At 71.0% G+C, this 22,496-nt stretch carries 22 protein-coding genes and 1 pseudogene; 10 read left to right on the top strand and 13 right to left on the bottom strand.

Translation table 11 applies throughout. The annotated features are described in order from the left end of the window. Nucleotides 1–19: 19 nt before the first annotated feature. From AB0H52_RS11760 to AB0H52_RS11735, 6 genes are all read right to left on the bottom strand, one after another. On the bottom strand, nucleotides 20–1,582 hold the full coding sequence (locus tag AB0H52_RS11760; RefSeq protein WP_225854791.1) for a fused MFS/spermidine synthase: 1,563 nt from the start codon (nucleotides 1,580–1,582) through the stop codon (nucleotides 20–22). A 36-nt stretch (nucleotides 1,583–1,618) separates the two neighbouring features. Next, the gene (locus AB0H52_RS11755) at nucleotides 1,619–2,635 is read right to left on the bottom strand and encodes a hypothetical protein (protein WP_151492700.1); all 1,017 of its coding nucleotides are present in this window, start codon (nucleotides 2,633–2,635) and stop codon (nucleotides 1,619–1,621) included. Between the two features lie 143 nt (nucleotides 2,636–2,778). Further along, complete coding sequence (locus AB0H52_RS11750; RefSeq protein WP_151492699.1) at nucleotides 2,779–3,588, bottom strand: inositol monophosphatase family protein; 810 nt, start codon at nucleotides 3,586–3,588, stop codon at nucleotides 2,779–2,781. Beyond that, nucleotides 3,581–4,033, bottom strand: coding sequence for a response regulator (locus tag AB0H52_RS11745; protein WP_151492698.1), 453 nt, complete (start codon nucleotides 4,031–4,033; stop codon nucleotides 3,581–3,583). Before AB0H52_RS11745 ends, AB0H52_RS11750 begins: the two co-directional genes overlap by 8 nt. Beyond that, nucleotides 4,030–5,763: a sensor histidine kinase gene (locus AB0H52_RS11740; RefSeq protein ID WP_151492697.1), complete on the bottom strand. Its 1,734-nt coding sequence runs from the start codon at nucleotides 5,761–5,763 to the stop codon at nucleotides 4,030–4,032. Before AB0H52_RS11740 ends, AB0H52_RS11745 begins: the two co-directional genes overlap by 4 nt. Then, nucleotides 5,760–7,004, bottom strand: a complete 1,245-nt coding sequence (locus tag AB0H52_RS11735) for a fused response regulator/phosphatase (RefSeq protein WP_225854790.1) — start codon at nucleotides 7,002–7,004, stop codon at nucleotides 5,760–5,762. Before AB0H52_RS11735 ends, AB0H52_RS11740 begins: the two co-directional genes overlap by 4 nt. A 236-nt stretch (nucleotides 7,005–7,240) precedes the next feature. Here AB0H52_RS11735 and AB0H52_RS11730 point away from each other — a divergent pair, with 236 nt between their 5' ends. Next, a complete protein-coding gene (locus AB0H52_RS11730) occupies nucleotides 7,241–8,248 on the top strand; it encodes a M28 family peptidase (protein WP_357946796.1) in 1,008 nt (335 codons plus the stop codon). A gap of 98 nt (nucleotides 8,249–8,346) precedes the next feature. Then, on the top strand, nucleotides 8,347–9,654 hold the full coding sequence (locus AB0H52_RS11725; RefSeq protein ID WP_357946793.1) for a hypothetical protein: 1,308 nt from the start codon (nucleotides 8,347–8,349) through the stop codon (nucleotides 9,652–9,654). A 248-nt stretch (nucleotides 9,655–9,902) separates the two neighbouring features. On the opposite strand, the gene AB0H52_RS11720 is transcribed toward AB0H52_RS11725, so the two are convergent. Continuing rightward, nucleotides 9,903–10,082, bottom strand: a complete 180-nt coding sequence (locus AB0H52_RS11720; protein ID WP_357946790.1) for a hypothetical protein — start codon at nucleotides 10,080–10,082, stop codon at nucleotides 9,903–9,905. Here AB0H52_RS11720 and AB0H52_RS11715 point away from each other — a divergent pair. Continuing rightward, complete coding sequence (locus AB0H52_RS11715) at nucleotides 10,081–10,350, top strand: hypothetical protein (RefSeq protein WP_357946787.1); 270 nt, start codon at nucleotides 10,081–10,083, stop codon at nucleotides 10,348–10,350. The two genes, AB0H52_RS11720 and AB0H52_RS11715, sit on opposite strands and share 2 nt — an antisense overlap. 1,093 nt (nucleotides 10,351–11,443) lie before the next feature. On the opposite strand, the pseudogene AB0H52_RS11710 reads toward AB0H52_RS11715, so the two are convergent. Beyond that, nucleotides 11,444–11,608: pseudogene (locus tag AB0H52_RS11710) on the bottom strand (transcriptional regulator); the annotation flags it as partial. Between AB0H52_RS11710 and AB0H52_RS11705 the strand changes: the two are divergent. Beyond that, nucleotides 11,592–12,239: a site-specific integrase gene (locus AB0H52_RS11705; protein WP_225854853.1), complete on the top strand. Its 648-nt coding sequence runs from the start codon at nucleotides 11,592–11,594 to the stop codon at nucleotides 12,237–12,239. The pseudogene AB0H52_RS11710 and the gene AB0H52_RS11705 overlap by 17 nt on opposite strands. A gap of 57 nt (nucleotides 12,240–12,296) precedes the next feature. Here the strand turns inward: AB0H52_RS11705 and AB0H52_RS11700 are convergent, their stop codons facing one another. The 3 genes from AB0H52_RS11700 to AB0H52_RS11690 all read right to left on the bottom strand — a co-directional run bounded on the left by AB0H52_RS11700 (nucleotide 12,297) and on the right by AB0H52_RS11690 (nucleotide 13,911). Continuing rightward, entirely contained in the window at nucleotides 12,297–12,551 is a 255-nt protein-coding gene (locus AB0H52_RS11700; protein ID WP_088987488.1) for a Smr/MutS family protein, read from the bottom strand. 120 nt (nucleotides 12,552–12,671) lie between these two features. Then, entirely contained in the window at nucleotides 12,672–13,040 is a 369-nt protein-coding gene (locus AB0H52_RS11695; RefSeq protein WP_151492195.1) for a tetratricopeptide repeat protein, read from the bottom strand. 100 nt (nucleotides 13,041–13,140) lie between these two features. Further along, on the bottom strand, nucleotides 13,141–13,911 hold the full coding sequence (locus tag AB0H52_RS11690) for an ROK family protein (protein ID WP_151492196.1): 771 nt from the start codon (nucleotides 13,909–13,911) through the stop codon (nucleotides 13,141–13,143). Between the two features lie 62 nt (nucleotides 13,912–13,973). Between AB0H52_RS11690 and AB0H52_RS11685 the strand changes: the two genes are divergently transcribed. From AB0H52_RS11685 to AB0H52_RS11675, 3 genes are all read left to right on the top strand, one after another. Next, a complete protein-coding gene (locus AB0H52_RS11685; protein WP_357946782.1) occupies nucleotides 13,974–15,611 on the top strand; it encodes an ABC-F family ATP-binding cassette domain-containing protein in 1,638 nt (545 codons plus the stop codon). 38 nt (nucleotides 15,612–15,649) lie between these two features. Next, a complete protein-coding gene (locus AB0H52_RS11680; RefSeq protein WP_151492198.1) occupies nucleotides 15,650–15,958 on the top strand; it encodes a hypothetical protein in 309 nt (102 codons plus the stop codon). A 276-nt stretch (nucleotides 15,959–16,234) separates the two neighbouring features. Continuing rightward, a complete protein-coding gene (locus AB0H52_RS11675) occupies nucleotides 16,235–16,960 on the top strand; it encodes a methyltransferase domain-containing protein (RefSeq protein WP_151492199.1) in 726 nt (241 codons plus the stop codon). On the opposite strand, the gene AB0H52_RS11670 is transcribed toward AB0H52_RS11675, so the two are convergent. Next, a complete protein-coding gene (locus AB0H52_RS11670; protein ID WP_151492200.1) occupies nucleotides 16,957–17,964 on the bottom strand; it encodes a LacI family DNA-binding transcriptional regulator in 1,008 nt (335 codons plus the stop codon). The two genes, AB0H52_RS11675 and AB0H52_RS11670, sit on opposite strands and share 4 nt — an antisense overlap. A gap of 136 nt (nucleotides 17,965–18,100) precedes the next feature. Between AB0H52_RS11670 and AB0H52_RS11665 the strand changes: the two genes are divergently transcribed. After that, nucleotides 18,101–18,286 (top strand): hypothetical protein, encoded by a 186-nt coding sequence (locus tag AB0H52_RS11665; RefSeq protein WP_192580440.1) that lies wholly within the window; start codon nucleotides 18,101–18,103, stop codon nucleotides 18,284–18,286. Between the two features lie 44 nt (nucleotides 18,287–18,330). Here AB0H52_RS11665 and AB0H52_RS11660 read toward each other — a convergent pair whose 3' ends face one another. After that, nucleotides 18,331–19,827: an amino acid permease gene (locus AB0H52_RS11660; protein ID WP_151492201.1), complete on the bottom strand. Its 1,497-nt coding sequence runs from the start codon at nucleotides 19,825–19,827 to the stop codon at nucleotides 18,331–18,333. Nucleotides 19,828–20,032: 205 nt separating this feature from the next. On the opposite strand from AB0H52_RS11660, the gene AB0H52_RS11655 reads away from it, so the two are divergent. Together AB0H52_RS11655 and AB0H52_RS11650 are read left to right on the top strand one after the other, a co-directional pair. Then, entirely contained in the window at nucleotides 20,033–21,691 is a 1,659-nt protein-coding gene (locus AB0H52_RS11655; protein WP_357946777.1) for a family 10 glycosylhydrolase, read from the top strand. A 180-nt stretch (nucleotides 21,692–21,871) separates the two neighbouring features. After that, nucleotides 21,872–22,411 carry a phospholipase gene (locus tag AB0H52_RS11650; RefSeq protein WP_151492203.1) on the top strand — a complete coding sequence of 180 codons (540 nt, stop codon included), beginning with the start codon at nucleotides 21,872–21,874 and terminating at the stop codon, nucleotides 22,409–22,411. Nucleotides 22,412–22,496 lie beyond the last annotated feature (85 nt).

Raw genomic sequence — 22,496 nt, 5'->3', positions numbered from 1 at the left:
GGTCAGGGATGTCACCCGATCAGGCGGTCGCCAAGAGTTGGTCCACCGGGGCGTAGTCGTCGGTCAGCACCAGCGCCGAACCGATGAAGTCGGTGAGTTCCGTGCCGGACAGCAGGCTGACCTTCGGGTCGACCTCTCCCAGCCGGGCGCGGATGGCGTCCAGCGGCAGCGGAGCGTCGGAGCCGACGATGAGGAGGTTGGCGCCCTGCTTCTCGGCGAGCGCCTCCGGTGGGGCGATCACCGCGACGTACGTGAACTCGGCGGCCACGGTGGCCAGCTCGGCGCGGATGAACCGCAGCGGCGGGTAGTCGATGACGTTCTGCACGTACACCCCGCCAGGGCGGGTCACCCGCCGGATCTCGGCGGCCATCTCCCGGGTGGACAGGTGCCACGGCACCACCAGGTGGCCGAACGCGTCGCCGACGACCAGGTCGCGGCTGTCCGCCGGCTCGCCGGCGACCAGCATCCGGGCGTCACCCACCACCACCCGCAGGTCCGGTCCGGTGCGTACGCCCAGCTCCTGCTCGCCCAGCTCGACCAGCCCGCCGTCGATCTCGAAGACGACGTTGTCGGTGCCCGGCCGGGTGGCGGTCAGGTAGCGCGGTACGGTGAAACCGCCGCCGCCCAGGTGCAGGGCGTCCAACCGCTGCCCGGCCGGAGCCGCGACGTCGGCGATCGCGCCGATCCACTTGGTGTACGCGTACTCCAGGTGCTTCGGGTCGGCCAGGTCCACGTACGAGTGCTGGGCCGAGTTGAGCAGCAGCATCCGGCCGCTGGGCCGGCCGGGGTCGGTGGTCACCCGGGCGCAGTGGTACGCGGTCTCGATGTCGCAGGGGTTCGGGGCGATGGTGGTCAGTCCCGCGCCGATCAGGCCGAGCACGGCCAGCGCGGCCCGGGTCCGGGCCGGACCGGGCAGGTCGGTGCGCGCCTGCCGCCGCAGATAGACCCCGAGGCCGATGCCGGCCAGCCCGAGGGCCACCGCCAACGCCAGCAGGATCACCGTGCTGGGCAGGGCGGCGACCAGCACGAAGCCGGTGAGCAGGGTCGCCGTGATGCCGCCCAGGGTGCCGATCCCGGACAGCCGGCCGACGACCTGACCGGTACGCCGCAGGTCGGCGAGTTGCAGCTTCACCACCAGCGGGGTGACCGCGGCGAGCAGCGCGGCCGGCACGAACACGGCCAGGGCGACGAGCAGCAGGATGGCGCTGGCCGCACTGCCACGCAGCACCTCGCCGGCGTACCGGACGACGGGCAGGGTGATCGCGGTGGCGATGCCGGCCAGCACCAGCGCCGGCGCCAGCAGACCACGCGGGTCACGCCGGTCGGCCAGCCAGCCGCCGGACCAGGCGCCGTAGGCGATCGCGGCCAGCGCGATGCCGATCACCGAGCTGGTCACCTGGAGGGTCACCCCGACGTACGGGCCGACCAGGCGCAGGGCGACGGTCTCCAGCACCAGCACGGCGCCGCTGGAGAAGAAGACCAGGAACGCGGCGAGACCGTTGGGCAGCGCCCGGCCGGTCACCGGCACGGGTGCGGCCGCGGAGGTGGGCGGTGCCGCTACGTCGGATGGTGGGGTGCTCATCGTCGCGATGGTACGCAGTGAAGCTGGCGCTTCGGGTCAGTACATCGAGAGATGAACGTGGTTCGTGTGGCTGGCGGCCGGACTGCCGCTGCCGCTGTACGCGCGCCAGCCGGTGCCGGGATGCCAGATCTGCTGATACCAGATCACGTAGAGCACACCCAGCCGGTCGGCGTTGCGCACGTGCCAGGCGGCCAGGCTGTCGCCGTACGCCCTGTCGCCGCCGGTCGCGTTGCGGTCCTCGAAGCCGTTCGTGGCGGCCGCGAAGTCGCAGGCACGTCCCTTCGGGTGCTCACCACCACCGCCCGAACGTTGGCAGGAGACGTGCCGCTTGTAGCCGGCCGCCTGGGTCTGCTTGAGGGCGTTGAGCGTGCGGGGGGTGATGCAGCCGGACGTCGTCGGGTCCTTCACCGAGCAGGACTCCGACGGCCACGACCCGTCCGGGTTGCGTGGCGCCGGCTTGGCCGAGGCGGAGCTGCCGCCGCTGAAACCGCTGCTGCTGCCGGAGCTGACCTCGGCGAGGGCCGCCTCGGCCTCCTTCTTCTTCTTCGCCATCACGGCGAGCTGCTTCTGCTGCTCACGCACCTCGGCGTCGATGGCGATCTTGGCCTGCTGCGCCTGCTGCTGGGCGTCGACGAGATCGCGCAGCCGCTTGCTGTCCCGCTGGGCCATCAGGTCGAGGTCGGCGGCGCGTTGCAGGAACGCCTGCGGCGTGGCGGTGTTGAGCAGCATCGACGCCGGCGTGAGCCGACCGGCCCGGTACGACTGCGCGGCCACCTCACCGACCTGGGCGGTCAGCCCGACCAACCGGCCCTCGACCGTCTTCAACTCGCCGATCAGCGCCGTCTGCCGACGCTTGGAGTTGTCGAGTCTGGCCTTGGCCTCGATGTGGCCCTTGGCGGTCAACTCCAACGCGTCCTGGAGCTTCTTCGTGCCACCCTCGTCGGGCTCCGCGTACGCGGGAACGGCTCCACCGACGAGCACCAGCGCGACGGCGGCGAGCACGGCGAGCAGAGCGCGGCGAGCGCGCCGCTGGCTGAGCCTGGTCCTGGGCACGAAAGCGTCCTTCCGTCGACCGCCGGCCTGCTGGCGAAGACCGCCGGTCACGATACCGGAACGCCCGCCGGTGACCAGCCCTGTGACCGTCCTGCCGCCCGGGTGTCGACGCAGCGTGCCACCACGATCGCGCGGTGCGCGGATCAGGAGCTGAGGAGGGCCTCGTGCACCTCGGCCCAGACCTGTTCGTTGGCCGCGACGAGCAGACCACGACCCTCGTCGGCGGGGTGGTAGTCGACGCCGTCGAAGCGGCGGGCCACACCACCGGCGGCACGCACGAGCAGCGCGCCCGGGGCGTGATCCCACGGCAGGGTGCGCCAGAAGATGGTGAACTGCTGCTCACCGGTGAGGATGTCCAGGTACTCCCGGCCGGCGCAGTGCTGGCCGGGCAGCAGCTCGCCGAGTCGCCGGCCGCCGGCGCGGACCCGGTCGCGGGTCTCCGGGGGCAGGAACCGGGTCATCGCCGCGCCGCGCAGCTCGCCCAGCGGCGGCACCCCGGCGCCGCCGTCCACCGGTTGGCCGTTGAGCAGTGCCCCGTCGTCGGCCCAACCCGAGGCCAGGGTCTCGGCCAGCGGGTCGAGGATCCAGCCGGCGGTCGGCCGACCGTCGGTCAGCAGCGCCACCATCAGGGCGAACGGGCGGCGGCCGGCAGCGAAGTTGGCGGTGCCGTCGACCGGGTCGACCAGCCAGACGTCCCCGCCGTCGCGCACGTGCCGCAGCAGCTCGGGATCGTCGGCGACGCCCTCCTCGCCGACCACCATCGAGCCGGGGCGCAGGCGACGCAGCCTCGCGGAGATCAGCTCCTCGGCCCGGCGGTCGGCGACGGTGACCACCTCGCCCGGGGCCTTCTCCGACACGTCGGCGTCGTCGAGCTTGCGGAACAGCGGCAGCACGACCTGCTCGGCGGCCTCCCAGAGGAGATCGCCGACGTCGTCGAGCAGGGTGTCAGCCACGCGGCGGCAGCTTGACCACGCTGACGAAGAACTCGTCGATCTGGCGGACCACCGAGATGAAGCGCTCGAAGTCCACCGGCTTGGTCACGTAGGCGTTGGCGTGCAGCTGGTAGCTGCGCAGGATGTCCTCGTCGGCCTGGGACGTGGTGAGCACCACCACGGGGATGCGGCGCAGATCCTCGTCCTTCTTGATCTCCTCCAGCACCTCCCGGCCGTCGCGGCGGGGCAGGTTGAGGTCGAGCAGGATCAGGTCGGGTGCCACCGCGTCGGCGTACGGGCCCTCCCGCCGCAGGTAGGCGAGCGCCTCGGCGCCGTCGGACACGACGGTCAGCCGGTTGCGGAGCTTGTGCTCCTCGAACGCCTCCTGGGTCATCAACACGTCACCCGGATCGTCCTCCACGAGCAGGACCTCGATCGCGCTCTTGCCGTCCGCTGGCGCGGTCATCCCACCGTCTCCCTCATGTCACCCGTTCTACCGCTTTCCGGGGCTCCGTCGGCCCGGTCCGGCCGGTCCGGGTCGGTGGACTGCTCCGGCGCCTCGGTCGAGACCGACGCGTCGCCCGTCGCGGGAGGCTGCGGCTGCTCCGGCGAGTCGACGGCGGCGGCCGCGGCGGCAGCCGCCTCGACGTCCTCGGGGAGCGCCGGCAGAGTGAACCGGATCGCGGTGCCCTCCGCCACGTCGGTGTCCACCCAGACCCGGCCACCGTGGTATTCCACGATCTTCTTGACGATGGCCAACCCGATGCCGGTGCCCGGGTACGCGTCCTTCGAGTGCAGCCGCTGGAAGATCACGAAGATCTTGTCAGCGAACTCCGGTTCGATCCCGATGCCGTTGTCCTGGCAGGTGATCTCCCACTCGGTGCCGACCAGCCGGGCCGACACGTGCACCTTCGGCGGCACGTCCGCACGGCGGAACTTGATCGAGTTGCTGACCAGGTTCGCCAGCAGGTTCGTGAGCAGCGGCTCCTCGCCGCGGATCACCGGCATCTCGGTCCAGGTCAGCTCCGCGTCGGCGTACTGCCGGGCGGCCTCGGTCTGGCCGGCCACGTCACCCAGCACCTTGTTCAGGTCGACCTCGGTGAAACCGGTGGTGAGGCGGCCGATGCGGGAGAACGCGAGCAGGTCGTTGATCAGGCGCTGCATCCGCTGCGCGCCGTCGACGGCGAACGCGATGTACTGGTCGGCCCGCTCGTCGAGCTGCCCGGCGTAGCGACGCTGGAGCAGCTGGCAGAAGCTGGCCACCTTGCGCAGCGGCTCCTGGAGGTCGTGCGAGGCCACGTACGCGAACTGCTCCAGGTCACGGTTGGACCGGGTCAACTCCTCGGCCTGCTTCTGCAGCTGGCTGTTGACCCACTCGATGCGTTCCCGGGCCTCCCGGACCTCGGCCAGGTCGGAGGCGATCTTCTGGCGCATCGCGTCCACGTCGTCGCCGAGCTGGATGAACTCGGGTGGGCCGACGGTCGCGATGCGGTGCTGGTAGTCGCCCTCGGCGACCTCGCGGACCTGGGTGGCCAGCCCGGTCAGCGGCCGGATCACCATCCGGTCCAGCGAGAGCAGCAGCACCGCGCCGGCCACGACCACCACCAGGGCGGCGACGATCAACAGGACGACCAGGATGTTGCTGCTGCTGCGGACCGCGGCGGCGGCCTTCTCCCGGGCGACCAGGATCTCCTGCTGGAGGTCCCCCACCGCGGAGCGGACCTGGTCGAACTGCTGCCGGGCCTGGTCGGTGACCAGCGCCTGACCCGCCCTGGTGCCGCTGCGCTCGGTGATAGCGATCACCGGCTCGGCCACCGACTGCCGCCACTGGCCGGCACGTTCCTCGACGATCCGCAGCTCCTGGCCGATCTGCGGATAGTCGTCGAGCAGCGCCCGCATCGCGCCGACGACGTTCTGTTCCTGCGCGAGCCCCTCCCGGTACGGACGCAGGTCGGCCGGCTTACCGCTGACCGCGTACCCGCGAACCGCCGTCTCCTGGTCGAGCAGCGCGTTGAGCAGCTCCTGCGACTGCACCCGCAGCGGGCCCGTCTGGTTGAGGATGGCGTCGATCTGGGTGCGGTTGCGGGCGGCCATCGCCGCCTCCGCGGTGGCCAGACCGATCAGCAGCACACCCACAACGGTGAGCAGGGTGATCACCCGGCGGCGCAGACTCCAGCCGCCGACCACCGGCTTCACCGGCCACCACCCCGGCTGACCAGCAGCATGGCCACATCGTCGGCGAGCGGACCGCCGTTGATCTGCTCGGCCCGGCCGACCAGCCACGCCGGCAGCTCGGGCAGCGACACCTCGCGGTTGGCCGGCTCGTCGAGCAGCCCGCTCAGACCCGGCACGTCGAGGCGCTCGTTGCCGTCGCCGACCCGCCCCTCGATCAGGCCGTCGGTGTACATCAGCAGGGACCAGTCATCGGTGTCGAACTCCAGGTCGTAGGCGATCGGCCGGCGGGGTCGTACGCCCAGCAGGAGGCCGCCGGGCGCGGGTACCGGGGCGACCTGGCCGCCGGAGAGCAGCAGCGGCGGCGGATGCCCGGCGAGTCGGACGGTGGCCCGGTTGGCGTCCAGGTCCAGGCGGGTGGTGGCCACCGTCGCGAAGATCTCCTGGAGTCGGCGCTCGCTCATCAGCACCTGCTCCAGCGCGGGCAGCACCTCGTCGTCCGGTACGCCGGCGAGCACCAGCGCCCGCCAGGCCACCCGCAGTTCGACGCCGAGCGCCGCCTCGTCCACCCCGTGCCCGCAGACGTCCCCGACGATCAGGTACAGACGGTCCGGGCGGGTCTGCACCACGTCGAAGAAGTCGCCGCCGATCAGCGCGGCGTGCCGGCCCGGCCGGTAGAAGGTGTGCACCGCCACCTGGTCGGTCGTCATCAGCGGCTGGGGCAGCAGACCGCGTTCGAGGCGGGCCGACTCGGCCTGGCGCAGCTCGACCTCGCGCAGCCGGCGGGCGTTCTCGTCGGCCCGCTTGCGCTCCACCGCGTAGCGCAGCGCCCGGGTCAGCAGCACCCCGTCCACCTGGCCCTTGACCAGGTAGTCCTGTGCGCCCTCGGCGACCGCCACGATGCCCAGGTGCTCGTCGGTCCGGCCGGTCAGCACGCAGACGGCCGCGCCGCTGGACATCTCCAGCACCTGACGCAGCCCGTCCAGCCCCTGCGCGTCGGGCAGGCCAAGATCGAGCAGGACGCAGTCGACGCCGGTGATCCGCTGCCGCGCCTCACTGAGGCTGGTGGCGACCAGCAGGTCGATCATCGAGTTGGTCTCGGCGAGCAGCTCACCAACCAGGAAGGCGTCGCCCTCGTCGTCCTCCACCAGCAGCACCCGCAACCGCTCGCCCGGCGGCAGGTTCGCGTGCCGCGCCAGGCCGCCGTGCGGGTACGGCACGACGGCAGAACCGGCCAGGCCGGCCCCCCGGTGCGGCCGGGTCACCGCCGCGAGACGCGGGAGTTCGCTGGTGATGTCGGGCTCCTTCCGAGTGCCCCGCTGATCCTGTATTAGACAACGGTCGCACACAACACGGTGACCGAGGCGCGGGCGGGGATGGGGCGCGTCACTGCCCGCCGACGAACATACGGGGCGATCGGTGGCCGACCGGCCATCCCGCCCGGGGTCGCCGGACGGCAGGATGGTGCCACCCCAGGCCCCACCACCCCCGAGGAGTCCCCGTGGGCGCACCCCCCACCCAGGCCGCGACGGGCAGGCCCGCCCGCCCAGGTCCGGGCGTACCCCCTGCCAACCGTGCGCTGGCCCGACCCCGCCGGCGGCTCCTGGCCGCCGCGGCGGCGCTGGCCGCGCTGTCCGCCGTGAGCGCCGGCAGCCTGCTCGACCTGCGCACCCCGGCGCCCAGGCCGGCGAGCGCGCCGACGGGCGAGTTCAGCGCCGGCCGGGCGTACGAGGACGTTCAGGTGATCGCGGCCCGGTCGCACGTCGCCGGCAGCCCGGCCAACGAGCAGGTCCGCGCGCACATCGAGCAACGGCTGCGCGGGCTTGGCCTGGAGACCGAGGTGCAGGACACCGTGGCGCCGGAGGCCGGTCAGCTCAGCGGGGCGGCCGGCGGGGCGACGCTGGCCCGGGTCCGCAACGTGGTGGCCCGGCTGCCCGGCACCGACTCGACGGGCCGGGTGTTCCTGGTCGCCCACTACGACTCGGTGCAGACCGGGCCGGGCGGCAACGACGACGCGGCCGGCACCTCCGCGATCCTGGAGGTGGCGCGGGCGCTGACGGTCGGCCCCCGGCCGCGCAACGACATCGTCTTCGTGCTGACCGACGCCGAGGAGGCGTGCCTCTGCGGAGCGTCCGCGTTCGCCGCGAGCCATCCGCTGGCCGCCGACGGCGGGGTGGTGCTCAACCTGGAGGCCCGCGGCTCCACCGGCCCGCTGATTATGTTCGAGACGTCGGTGAACAACGCGAAGCTGGTGGACGTCTTCGGCCGGGCCGCCCCGCATCCGGTCGGCACCTCGTTCGCGGTGGAGATCTACCGGGCGCTGCCGAACGACACCGACTTCACCGCGTTCCTGGACCAGAAGTTCGTCGGGTTGAACTCGGCGTACATCGACGGCGGCGCGATCTACCACACTCCGCTGGACACCCCGGCAGCGATGGACCGGGGCAGCCTCCAGCAGCACGGGGACAACGCGCTGGGCCTCGCCGGGAGTTCGGCCGCACCGACCTGACCGACCTGCGCTCCGGGCACGACGCCACCTACTTCCCCGTCCCCGGTCTGCTGGTCCGCTATCCCGGCTGGCTCACCCTGCCGCTGGCCCTGCTCGCCGTGGCCGCGGTGGCCGCGCTGGCGTGGCTGACCCGCCGCAGTGGCCGGGCCGGCGCCGGCCGGCTGGCCGCCGGCTTCGCGCTGGCCCTGGTGCCGATCCTGGCCGCGCCGGTCGCCGCCCAGCTGCTCTGGTTGGCGATCACCATGATCCGCCCGGGGTACGCGGAGCTGCTCGACCCGTACCGGCCGATCTGGTACCGGCTGGCCGTGTTGGCGCTCGCCGCCGCCATCGTGGTCACCTGGTACGCGCTGCTGCGCCGCCGGATCGGCCCGGCCGCTCTGGCCGTCGGCGGGCTGGCCTGGCTGGCCCTGCTCGGGGTGCTGCTCGCCGTGGCGGTGCCCGGTGGGGCGTACCTCACCACCCTGCCGGCCCTGGCCGGCGCCTTCGGCGGGCTGGTCGCGCTGCGGACCCGGCAGACCGGGCCGTGGCCGGTGGTGGCGGTGACCGCCGCCGCCGCGGTCGGTGTGGTCATCCTGCTGCCCACCGTGGTACTGCTCTTCCCCGCGCTGGGGATGGCGATGGGCGGAGTGGCCGCGCTCGTCGCGGTGCTGCTCGGCCTGACCGCACTCCCAGTGGTCGACCTGCTGCACCCGCAGGCCGGCGGCCAGCGCGGGCTGCTGACGCTGCGGGCCCGCCGGCTCGCGGTGGTGCCGGCCGGGGCCGCCGCCGCGGCGGTGGTGCTCGCCGGGGTCGGGCTGGCGGTCGACCGCTTCGACGCCGCCCATCCCGCGCCCACCCACCTGATGTACGCCCTGGACACCGACACGGGCGAGGCGCAATGGGTCAGCCACGAGGAGGAACTCCAGCCGTGGACGGCCGAACACGTCAGCCCGGTCGAGCGGGCGTCGCTTCGGTGGTGGTTCCCCGCCCTGGGCGACAAGTCGCTGCGGGTCGGCACGGCGCAGAACGCCAACCTGCCGGCCCCGGCCGTGCAGCTCGTTTCGGACAGCACCGTCGGTGGTGAGCGCACACTGCGGGTCCGGGTCGTGCCGCAGCGGACCGTACGCCTCGTCTCGCTGCACGTGGACGCGGAGACCGCCGAGGTGAAGCGGGCGGAGGTCGCCGGTCGGGCCGTTCCGGTCCAGCGGCAGCCCACCATCGAGGAGGCCTCGCTTGACCGGTGGGGGTTCGGGTTGGTCTTCCATGCCCCGCCGCCCGAAGAGGCCGATGCGGTCACGCCCGTACGCCTCGGCCAGGCGCACCCGCGCGGGATGGCACGGCCAGGGTGTGTCAGCCGCGCATATCTGACAGTGCCACTGCGGCCGGCGCGGCAGATGTTCTCCGTCCATCCGGCGGGCCAGCGCTGACACCGACCGTTCAGCCTGGCTAGTCCGTGCCGTCTCCCGCACTCCGGCCATCACACGCCCGCCCGCGCTGAACGCCGTTCGGTAGCTACTTCCAGCGGTATTGGTCTAGGCCGGGTCCGTAGTAGATCAATTCGGACGAGTGCGCCCCTGAGCTGCTGCAACACCTGGCACGGTCGGTCAACAATAGTCAGCCGTGGTTCTCGTTGGACGGCCTGAGCACGGCATGATCTTGATGGTTCGCCGTCAGTTCAGCGAGCCTTGACGAACGTGCCCTTCCCGGGCACCACGTAGACCAGGCCCTCATCGACCAGCACCCGGACCGTGTGCAGGATGGTGCCGCGCGCAAGGCCGTACTCGTACCCCCTGCCCGGCCGGGCTCCTTCGACTCGGCCGGGCAGGGCAACCTTCGAGCGGGAAGGGACCTTCATGCCTACCGAGCAGGAGGGCCGCGCGTGGGCCAGGCCGCAGCCCCGCTCGCCCAAACCCGGCGAGGAACTATGGATCGACCGCGAAGCCTCGGTGCAGTTCCTGAGGCAGCGGTTCCGGTTGCGGGTGATCTCGGTGTGCCCAAAGCCGACCTATCGGGGCTGGGCCTGGGTGACGGGCTACCAACTCGATGACCGGGGCAACGCCGTCGAAAAGCGGGAGATCTTCGTTCAGCTCGCCGGCCTGCGCCCCGTCGGGCGATCGACGTAGCACGCTGTGCGGATGACTGGCGCGGAAAACGCCAGTGCGGCGACCGATGCGTGGGGGAGGTGGTGGCCCTGAACTACGGACGTGTCTATCGATGGCTCCACGCCTGTTTTCACCACCCCGCCCGACTCGCCGCCTTCGTCCGTGTCGCTCCAATAAAACCCTTATGCGTTGCTGAGATTACCTCGGTCCCCGGCCCTGGCCACCTGGCCGATGGCCAGCGAAATTCGTCGCAGCGGTCGACGCTGGAAGAATGGCATTCGGCGAAATCACGTAAGCCCTGCTGAGCCTAAGTTTGACACTGTCAGGCAAAGAGTTAAAAATTCGTGGCCTGCTTCTCGCAATTACTGTTTCCCTCATCTCATGGTACTCAACACCGACACCTGCCGCGAAGGTACGAATGCTCATATCTGAATGTGCGAATTTGATCAGCTGCGTTCTCCACCAGGCGTCACTTCCGCGCTCCTCCGACGCCTGGGGTGTGACCTCCCGCTGCTGCCCGTCGTACTGACTCGAACTACTACTGGCTATCTGTGCCATCTGTGCGGGCGCTTGTGGCAAGTGGCCTGGTGGGGAGTAAACGGCTGCTCGGCGGGCCTCAAGAAATTCATTAAACCGCGAAGGGCGATCGTTTCGAGTGTTGTAGATATAGTCAATCAACATTGCTACATTTACATTGTTTTGCCACTCCGGGCAGGGCTTCTCCAGTTCCTCGGTCTGCTCCCGGTAGGCGGAGTACTTTGGGTCAGTCGCAGTCATTCTCACCAAATTTACCCATGCGGCCATATGTGAGTCTTTGGTCGCGAGAAGGCCCCTCGCGGTGGTTTTGGCGGCCGCTTCAAGTTGAGTGATGTTAAAACGCATGCCGTGCCCTGACGAACCAGTGTGGGCGGGATCCACTTCAAACCGTCCAATCATCTAGGATACTTTGCCACTCATAGAGGTAACGTAGGGCGACTGCCCGCTGGTTCATGGAGTGCCTGAATCCCTTACACCACAACGGTTTCCGTGATTGTGGGTGGTCAGGTTGACCGCCATGCCGGGCGGCGAGACCGACCGGGGACACGGTCAGGTCGGCGGCCAGGGCGAGCAGCCCGAGCGCTACCAGCTGGGTCGCGCCGTAGGTGGCCACGTGCCGAACGCAGGCCAACCGGCCCCGCCACCCGGGCTGCCCCTTGGTGTCGGCCTGGTGCTAGGTCTGGATCCAGTGGTCTGCGAACAGGGCGGCGTACACCGCGGCGACGGTGCCGGGGTCGGTCATCGGGTGTTCAGGGGCCGGCCCTTCAGTCTGTGTCGGCCTACGGCAAGGAGAGATCTTCGCGGTCAGCCCCGGGGATCTCGACCCGACCCGTCCGGTCCTGCACATCACTCGGCAGATCAAACTCGTTCGCGGCTCGCTGATCTTCGCGCCGCCAAAGGGCGGCAAGTCCCGCGAGGTTCCGTTACCGGACTCGGTAGCCCGCAGGCTGAGACAACACGCGAAGGACTGCCCACCCCTCGCGGTCACCCTGCCGTGGGAAACGCTGACCGGTGAACCACGAACCGTAGAGCTGTACCTAACGACGCCTGCCGGCCTGGCGCTGTCCCGCTCGATGTTCAACTCCGGCGTCTGGAAGCCGGCGATCCGGGCGACTGGCGTTCCCGATGACCGACACAACGGAATGCACGTTCTGCGGCACACCTATGCCTCGGTCCTCCTGGACGCCGGGGAGAGCATCAAGGCCCTGTCGGCCTACCTGGGCCACGCGGACCCGGGCTTCACCCTCCGGACCTACACCCACCTACTGCCGGCCAGCGAGGATCGCACCCGCCGGGCCATCGACAAGGCACTCGGTGAGGACCAGGGCGGCGATGTTGCTCCGGAAGCCCTTGACGGCCTGGACACGGCATGATCATGGTTCATCGGCCCTGGCAGCGGACTGCTATGCAGGTCAGAGGCCATGCCGCTTCTACTTCCAGCGGAAGTGGACGAAGAGGCGGCCGAAGTTCTTCGAGTCCTTCTCCACGCGGTGGTAGAGCTGCTTGACGTCCTTCTGGTCGAGGAACCGCAGCACCCGCTTCTTGAGCTGCCCCGACCCCTTGCCGGGGATGATCTCGACGAGGGTGGCCTTCTTCGCCACCGCCTCATCCATGATCCCGCGCAACGCGCGGTCGATGTCCTGCCCCTTGTTGAAGATGTCGTGCAGGTCCAGCTTGAGCTTCATGCCGCAGCCCCCGGCCGGTCAGGTCCCATGTCCGCCATCCTAGGCACGCCCGGCGGCCCGCCTGCCGGACGACGAAGGGGCGGCCCCGAAGGACCGCCCCTGCTCGTCACCGGATGCGCGTCAGCGCGTGCCGCCCACCCGGGCTTCAACCCGCTCCAACGCCGCCCGGTAGTCGTCGTTGGCCGCGTACATGGCGGCGGCGATCCGCAGGTGCCGCAGCGCGTCGGAGTGCCGGTTCAGCCGCTCCAGCGTCCGACCGAGCACGTGGTGCGCGTAGTGGTCGCTCGGGTCGCGGTCGACCAGCTCCCGCAGATGCTGCTCGGCCCGGTTGAGCTGAGCCGACTGGAAGTACGCCCGGGCCAGCAGCTGCCGGACCGCCGCGTTGCCGGGTTCGGCGTCGACGATCGGCTCCAGCAGTCGGGCCGCTCCGCTCGGGTCTCCGGTCTCGAAGAACATGGTCGCCCGCCGGTAGTCCGCCAGAAGATCCATCTGCCCACCTCCTCGGGTCGCACCGTCACCTGTTCCGACGCTGGCACAACAATGGGCGTTTGGCGACTGTTCCCGGGGTCGGGATCGGGTCGCGATCGGGTCAGGTTCGGGCGTCCCGGCGGCCGGCGGCCAGCTCCCAGGCACGGACACCGCCGACGATTCCGGCCGTGTTGGGCACCACCACCACGTCGTCGCCCATCCGGGCCAGTTGCTCCGGCCGGATCAGCCGCGAGTTGCCCCCGCCCAGGTAGAGCCGGTCCCAACGGAACACCGGGCGGAGACCGTCCACCACCTGCCGGATGCGTCGGGACCAGAAGGCGTCGCCGAGCCGGCGGCGCTCCGGCTCACCCACGTACGTGTCGTAGGTGGTGCCCCAGCGCACCGGCGCGTGCGACAGCTCCAGGTGCGGTGCGAGCACCCCGCCGTCGAAGAGCGCGCTGCCCAGCCCGGTCCCCAGGGTCAGCACCAGCTCGCAGCCGGTGCCGGCGACGACACCCGCCCCGTGCACCTCGGCGTCGTTGAGCACCAGCGCCGGCACCCCGAACGCGTCGGCCAACGCTCCCCGCGCGTCCCATCCGGACCACTCGGCGAGCAGCTCCGGGTCGACCCGGCTGCGGGGGCCGCTGCGGGTCACGTAGTGCGGGGTGGCCACCACCACGCCGTGCCGGATCATCCCGGGTACGCCGACCGTCAGCCGGTCCGCCGTCGGCAGACGGCCGCCCAGATCCCGCAGGGTCCGGACGAACAGCGCGGGCGGCAGGGGGTACGGGGTGGGCACCCGGAGCGGCCGGGCCCGCATCGTGCCAGCCTCGTCGAGCACCGACGCCTTGATGCCGCCGCCACCGCAGTCGATCGCCAGTGTGGTCACCACGCCGTTGAGTCTGCCCGCTGCCGTCGGCTCGTATGCGGGCAGCCGGATAGGCTGCCGTCCTGATGAGCGCCACGATGATCGTCAAGGACCTGGCCGCCGGGCACGGCGACCGCCCGCTGTTCGCCGGATTGGACCTGGTGGTGGCCCCCGGCGACGTGGTCGGGCTGGTCGGGCCGAACGGAGCCGGCAAGTCGACGCTGCTGCGTACCCTCGCCGGGTTGCTGCCGGTCGAGGCCGGCAGCGTGCGGCTCAGCCCACCCACGGCGAGCGTCGGGCACCTGCCGCAGGAGCCGGAACGGCGACCGGGCGAGACGGTCCGCGACTTCCTGGCCCGCCGGACCGGGGTGACCGCCGCGCAGGCGGCGCTGGACGCGGCGACCGAGGCGCTGACCGAGGGGAAGGCCGGCGCGGACGACGCGTACGCGGACGCGCTGGAGCGCTGGCTCGCCCTCGGCGGCGCGGACCTGGACGAACGCGCCGAGCAGGTGAGCGCCGACCTGGGTCTCGCGGTCGACCTGGACCACCCGACGACCGGGCTCTCCGGCGGCCAGGCGGCGCGGGCGGGGCTCGCGTCGCTGCTGCTCAGCCGGTACGACGTGTTCCTGCTCGACGAGCCGACCAACGACCTGGACCTGGCCGGGCTGGAGCGGCTGGAGGAGTTCGTCACCGGGTTGCGGGCCGGCACGGTGCTGGTCAGCCACGACCGGGAGTTCCTCACCCGCACGGTGACCCGGGTGCTGGAGCTGGACCTGCCGCAGCAGCAGGTCAACCACTACGGCGGCGGCTACGCGGCCTACCTGGAGGAGCGCGAGGTGGCCCGCCGGCACGCCCGCGCGGACTTCGAGGAGTACGCCGACACGAAGGCCGGCCTGGAGGCGCGGGCGCGCACCCAACGTGGCTGGATGGACAAGGGCGTGAAGAACGCCCGACGCAAGGCCACCGACAACGACAAGATCGGCCGCAAGTTCCGCAGCGAGGCGAGCGAGAAGCAGGCCGCCAAGGCCAAGCAGACCGAGCGGCTGATCGAACGGCTGGACGTGGTGGAGGAGCCCCGCAAGGAGTGGGAGCTGCGGATGGAGATCGCCGCCGCGCCCCGCGCCGGCGCCGTCGTGGCCACGCTCCGCTCCGCGGTGGTACGCCGGGGCGGCTTCACCCTCGGCCCGGTCGACCTCCAGATCGACTGGGCGGACCGGGTCGCGGTGACCGGGGCGAACGGCTCGGGCAAGTCCACGCTGCTGGCCGCGCTGCTGGGGCGGCTGCCGCTGGACGAGGGCACCGCCTCGCTCGGGCCCGGCGTGGTGGTCGGCGAGGTGGACCAGGCCCGCGGCCTGTTCCTCGGCGACGCGCCGCTGATCGACGCGTTCCAGACGGCTGTACCCCACCTGTCGCCGGCCGACGCACGGACCCTGCTGGCCAAGTTCGGCCTGCGTGCGGCGCACGTGCCGCGGCCGGCGGCCACCCTCTCCCCGGGCGAGCGGACCCGCGCGGCGCTGGCCCTGCTCCAGGGGCGCGGGGTCAACCTGCTGGTGCTCGACGAGCCCACCAACCACCTGGACCTGCCCGCCATCGAGCAGCTCGAGTCGGCGCTGGCCAGCTACCCGGGCACGCTGCTGCTGGTGACTCACGACCGGCGGATGCTGGCCGCGATCGAGACGAACCGACGGCTGCGGGTCGACGCCGGGCGGATCGCCGAGGATTGATCCGTGCCGGCGGGCCGCCGGGGGGTGAGAATGACGCCATGCTCAAGTGGGAGTACGCCCTGCTGGTCCGCCGCCGTCAGGCCGCGACCAACGACCTGGGCTGGGAGGTCGTCTTCGTCTGGTATGGCCCGGACGGCTCGATGGTCGACGTGACGCCGTACGGCGACACCGCACTGGCCCACCTGAACCGGGCCGGCGACCAGGGCTGGGAGTTGGTCGCGATGAGCGAGGACCCGTCCCTGCCCGGCAACAACGAGCTGCACCGCTATCACCTCAAGCGGCCGAAGCCAGCCGCCCCGCCGCCCCGGCAGCGGATGCGCGGTGGCCGCCGCACCCTGTCCGGCTGACCCGACCGCGCCGGGCCGACCGCGCCGGGTTGACTGCGGTGGCATGGGAGGAGTTGGTCGTTCGCGACTCGCCTCATGCCCGAGCGGAGCCGATGTCTCCGTTGAACGTGATGCCGGAGAGTCATCTTGATGCCTGTGTGGCATCACGCTGATTCCGGTCCTGCCTCGCATCCTGCGACACCCTCAACGGCGGGCCGCACCCGAGTCGGCATCGAGGCGGACGAGCGGGGCATAACGGGCGCGTATGCGGGTATCGCGCGGCGGGAGGTGGCCCGAATGGTCGCTTTGGCACAGACTCCGCCCTCGGCCGACCGGCTGCGGGCGATCGACGATTTCCTCGCGCAGGCGTGGGCGGACCAGGTCCGGCACGACGAACGGCTGCGTGGTCTGGCCGTGGAGGTGCGGTTCGACCGGGGTGTGGCCCATCTGAGCGGCGAGGTGCCCGAGCCCGCCGACCTGCGGCTGGTCCGTGAGCTGGTGGGGCGACTGGCCGGGGTGTACGGCGTCTGGTGCCGCGTGGGTGTCGGTGGCCGGGAGCCGGTGGTGGTGGACCTCGGTTGCGGGCCGACCAAGCAGTGGCCGAGCAACCTGGGGTTGGACATCTATCCGGCGCCGGGGGTGGACGCCGTGGCGGACCTGTCTGGCTCGCTGCCGCTGGCCGACAACTCGGTGGACGTCCTCTTCGCGGTGCACATCCTGGAGCACCTGATCGATTTCCTGCCGCTGGTCGACGAGTGCCACCGGGTGCTCCGCCCGGGCGGCGTACTGCACGTCATGAGCCCCTGGTGGGGGCATGTGAACGCGGTGGCGGACCCGACCCACGTCCGGCTGATGGACGTGCAGACGTTCAAGGGGATCTGTCAGCTCCGGCCACCGGGCACACCGCGCTGGTATCCCCTGCACGCGGGCTGCGACGGCGCCTCGATCTTCGCCGACCTGACTCCCCTTCCCCCGGACGCCGAACCGGCGTCCAAGTCCCACCTGGCCCGCTTCTTCGACTAGGGGGTCTGCGTGGATTCGCGCAGCTCCAGGCGGTAGGGGGCGGACAGCTCCCGGGCCGGGGCGGTGCGGTCGCCGTCCAGGCGGTTGGCCAGGAGTTCCACGGCCAGGCGGGCGATCTGTGCCTTGTCCGGGGCGACGGTGCTCAGGGTCGGGATCGAGAACCGGCCGTCCTCGATGTCGTCGAAGCCGACCACCGCCACGTCCTCGGGCACCCGCAGGCCGGCCTCGTGCAGGGCCCGCAGGGCGCCGAGGGCGAGCGTGTCGTTGAAGCAGAAGACGGCGTCGGGGCGTACCCCGGAAGTGAGCAGGCCGCGCATCGCGGCCGCGCCGTCGGCGCGGTGCCAGGCCGGCGCGGGCGCCACGAGGGCTTCGTCGTAGTCCAGGCCGGCGGCGCGCAGCGCGTCGGCGTAGCCGGCCAGGCGCAGTCGGGCGCTGGCGCCCTCGTCGGTGCGCTGCGAGCCGATGGCCGCGATCCGACGTCGACCGAGGCCGACGAGGTGGGCGGTGATCTCCCGGGCCGCGCCCACGTTGTCGATCACCACGCGGTCGGCCGGGCCGTGGTCGACCCGTTCGCCGAGCAGCACCATCGGCGTGCCGTCGAGGCCGGCCAGGTCTTCCGCGGTGAGGGCCAGCGGGCTGAAGATCAACCCGTCGATCAGGTGGTCGGTGATGCCGGAGGCGACCACCCGTTCCTGCTCGCGTCCGCCGCCGGTCTGGTCGATCAGCACCGTCCAGCCGAAGTCGGCGGCAGCGGTCACCACGTAGCGGGCCAGCTCGGCGAAGTACGGGATGTCCAGTTCCGGTACGGCCAGGGCGATCACACCGGTGCGGCCCTTACGCAGGTGTCGGGCGGAGAGGTTAGGCCGGTAGTTGAGTTCGGCGATGGCCTCCTCGACACGGGCGCGGGTGTCCGGCCGGACGTGCACGTAGCCGTTCACCACGTTGGAGACCGTCTTCACCGAGACGCCCGCCCGTTCGGCGACGTCCTTGAGCCTGTGCCGCACTCCGCAACCTCCCCGATGTAACCCAGCGCACCATACCTCGTCATCAGCCCTTTACAACGTTGCCTACAACGTTGTAGAAACGAGGGACACCGGGCGGACCGTGACAGCGGTCAACCGGCTCCGGCACTGAGGAAAGGTGGCACCCCTTGCGGACCGGCTACTGCTCTTCTTCGCCGCCAACGCGTACGACAGGGCGGAGTACGCCGAGGGTTACGCGGTCTGCGAGAGCCCGAGCCGCCAGGTGTGGCTCGACGAGGTGACGTGGGTCGACGGCAAGCCGGTCGTCAAGGGCCCGACCGGTACGTCGCAGTCGCGTCCCTGAGCCGATCGTGCGGAGGGGCGCTCGGCCCCTCCGCACGCGTCGACTCAGGCGGTGGGCTCGCGCGGGGCCGGGGCGACGGCCGGTTCGTGGCGGGCCAGCCGGTTGCGGCGGTAGCCGTAGCCGAAGTAGATGATCGCGCCGAGCAGCATCCAGGCCAGGAACCGCAGCCAGGTCTCCACCGACAGGTTCAGCATCAGATAGAGGCAGGCCAGCGCGGAGAAGATCGGCAGCACCGGGGAGAACGGCACCCGGAACGGCCGCTCCAGGTCCGGGCGCTTGCGGCGCAGGATCGGCACCGCGATCGACACGAGCACGAACGCGCAGAGCGCGCCGATGCTGACCAGGTCGGCCAGGGCCGAGAGCGGCAGGAAGCCGGCCAGCAGCGCGACAGCCACCGTCATGATCGCCGAGATCCGGTACGGGGTGCCCCAGCGCGGGTGCACGGCCGCGATCGACGGCGGGATCAGCCCGTCGCGGGCGATGGCGAAGCCGATCCGGCCCATGGCCACCAGGTCGACGAGGATGACGCTGGTCAGACCGGCGACGGCGGCGATGGAGACCAGTACGGCCGCCCAGCCGGCGCCGACCGCCTCGAACGCCGACGCGATCGGGGCGCCCCGGTCGATCTCGGTGTACGGCACCATGCCGACGACCACCAGCGAGACACCGATGTAGAGCACGGTGGAGATCAGCAGCGTGCCGAGCAGGCCCAGGGTGAGGTCCCGCCTGGGCTTGCGCGTCTCCTCGCCCAGGTTGGCGACGGCCTCGAAGCCGGTGTACGCGAAGAACACCACGGCGGCGGCGCTGAGCACCCCGACGAAGCCGAAAACCGACGGTTCCAGCCCGAACAGCGCCTGGGTGACCGGCTGCTTGATGCCGTCGTCGCCGCTACCGGCGGGCTCGGCCGGCGGGATGAACGGGGTGAGGTTGGCGGCCTTGACGAAGAACAGCCCGGCGACCACCACGAACACGCAGATGGCCACCTTGACCAGCACCAGCAGGTTGGTGATCCGGGCGGATTCCCGGATGCCGACGATCGCGACGATGCCGAGGATCAGCACGATGGCGATGGCGCCGATGTTGACCGTGCTGCCCTCCTCGCCGAACCACCGGGTCGGCAGGTCGAGCAGTTCGGCCAGGTAGCCGGACCAGCCGCGGGCGACCACGGCGGCGCCGAGTGCGAATTCCAGCAGCAGGTCCCAGCCGATGATCCACGCGACGATCTCACCCATGGTGGCGTACGCGTAGGTGTAGGCGCTGCCTGCGGTCGGCACACTGGAGGCCAGCTCGGCGTAGCAGAGGGCGGCGAGCAGGGCGACCACGCCGGCGATGGCGAAGGAGATCACGACGCCCGGTCCGGCGCTGTCGCGGGCCTCGATCCCGGTGAGCGTGAAGATGCCGGTGCCGATCACGATCCCAATACCGAAGCCGGTGAGGTCGATCGCACCGAGGCGCCTCTTCAGGCCGAGTTGGCCGTCGGAGCCGTCCGCCTCACCTTGAGCTATCACGTCCTTGATCGGTTTTGTTCGCAGCACGGACATGCGCTCAGCCCTCCCACCGTGCGACCACCACCGTGGCGGCCGGTAGCCGGCGTTGCTACCCAGCGGCGGGAATGGTCAACCACGAACCCTTGCGTCGATGGCCAGACTGTGAAAATTTCCTTCCAGCAACGCGGACATCGACGGCGAATCTTGCCGGACGGTGCCGCGCGGAACATCCGGTAGCCCCAACGAAGGGACACACCGCATGAAGGCCACACGACTCGGAGCCGCCGGGCTGGCCGTAGCCCTGCTCGGCACGCTCGTCACCACCACCCCCGCGAGCGCCGCACCCGGCACCACCAGCACCACCACCGCCACCTGCACCACCGACCCGGCCACCCTCAAGCGGCAGTTCCGGGCCATGTGGATCTCGTCGGTCGTCAACATCGACTGGCCCAGCAAGGCGTCCCAGACCAGCCCGGACCGGATCGCCGCCCAGCAGGCCGAGTATCGCGAGCTGCTCGACCTCGCCGAACGGCTGCACCACAACGCCGTCGTGGTGCAGGTCCGCCCGACCGCCGACGCGCTCTGGCCCTCGCCGTACGAGCCCTGGTCGGAGTACCTGACCGGCGTCCGCGGCCAGGACCCGGGCTGGGATCCGCTGGCCTTCCTGGTCGACGAGTCGCACAAGCGCAACCTGGAATTCCACGCCTGGTTCAACCCGTACCGCGTCTCCATGCCGACCCCCGGCGGCGCCGGCGCCGACCTCACCCAACTCGCCCCCGGCCACCCGGCCCGGCAACACCCCGACTGGACCTTCGCCTACCCGCCAGCCGGCGTCGCCGGCAGCCGGCTCTACTACAACCCCGGCATCCCCGAGGTCCGCGAGTTCGTGCAGACCGCGATGATGGACGCGGTCAAGCGGTACGACATCGACGGCGTCCACTTCGACGACTACTTCTACCCCTACCCCAGCGGCAGCTACCAGGTGCCCGACGACGCCACGTTCGCCGCCCACAACCGGGGCTTCACCGACCGGGCGGACTGGCGGCGGGACAACATCAACCTGCTGATCCAGGAGATGAACGGCAAGATCAAGGCGGCGAAGCCGTGGGTGAAGTTCGGCGTCAGCCCGTTCGGCATCTGGCGCAACCAGACCGCCGACCCGCTTGGCTCGGACACCACCGGCAGCCAGTCGTACGACATCATCTCCGCCGACACCCGCAAGTGGGTCAAGCAGGAGTGGATCGACTACGTGGTGCCACAACTGTACTGGTACATCGGCCAGTACCCGGCCGCCGACTACGCGCGCCTGGTGCCGTGGTGGGCCGAGACGGTGCGCGGCACCCGCGTGCAGCTCTACATCGGCCAGGCCGACTACAAGAGCGGCGATCCGGCGTACGGGCCGTTCTGGCAGAACCCGCGTGAGCTGTCCGACCACCTGACGCTCAACCGGTCGTACCCGGAGGTGCAGGGCAACCTGCACTTCTCCGCCGTGCAGGTGCGGGCCAACCGGCTCGGCGCCACCGACATCTACGCCGCCGAGCACTACTCGCGCCCGGCACTGGTGCCGGCCATGCCGCACCTGCCGGCCAAGCCGCTGCTCTTCCCGGTGGTCACCGGGACCAGCCGACAGGCCGACGGGGTACGCCTCACCTGGCGTCAGCCGGCCGACGGCGTCGGCCCGCTGGGCACCGCCACCTCGTACGCGATCTACCGCTTCGACGGCACCTCGCTGCCCGGTCGGTGCGCCACCGCGGACGCCGCGCACCTGATCGACACCGTCCGGGCCGTACCGGGCGGGTCGCAGTCCTGGGTGGACACGTCGGCCGAGCCCGGCCGGCGCTACACCTACCAGGTGACCTCGCTGGACCGACTGGCCAACGAGAGCCCGGCCAGTCCGCCGGCATTTGCCCTGCGCTGACCCGCTTTTCCGAATGCCCCGGGCGTCTCGCGCGCCCGGGGCATTCGTCTGTTTCGGCGCATGTCACCAATAGTTGGCGAGGCGCATACCGCCTAGTTGATCAGCTGATTGACACTCATCGACATCCGGTAACCCGCCGGTAACTTCCGGCCCACCCGCTCACCCCCGCGGAGGTAACCCGTGCCCCGACGTCTCGCCACCCTGCTCGCCTCGGGCGCGCTCGCGCTGCTCGCCACCCTCGCCATCGCCTCCCCCGCCGCCGCCGCCGTCACCCCCGCACAGAAGCTGTCCGTGCTGTCCAGTTGGACGCAGACCAGCGTGTCCAGCTACAACTCCTGGAACAGCGCCCGGGTCAACCGGGCACCCTGGGCCGAGTACAACTTCGACTGGTCCACCGACTACTGCTCGTCCAGCCCGGACAACCCGCTCGGCTTCACCTTCAACCTGGGCTGCTACCGGCACGACTTCGGCTACCGCAACTACAAGGCGGCCGGCCAGTTCTCCGCCAACAAGTCCCGCCTCGACAGCGCGTTCTACGAGGACCTGAAGCGGGTCTGCGCGACCTACAACTCGGTCGTCCGCCCGGCCTGCTACAGCCTGGCCTGGACCTACTACCAGGCAGTCAAGGTCTTCGGCTCGGTAGCGGCCGTCCAGCAGGCCGACATCGACCGCGCCGCCCGAATGAAGGCCGAAGCCGAAGCCAAGGCCGCAACCCGCTAACCCCCACCCCACCCCAACCCACCCTGACCCACGTCGATCATGGACTTGTGGTGGGGGCTTTGGCCGCGGAAGAGCGGAATGTCTC

Source organism: Micromonospora sp. NPDC050695, assembly GCF_040654415.1.
Lineage (GTDB): Bacteria > Actinomycetota > Actinomycetes > Mycobacteriales > Micromonosporaceae > Micromonospora.
This window is presented reverse-complemented; position numbering and strand designations above follow the sequence as displayed.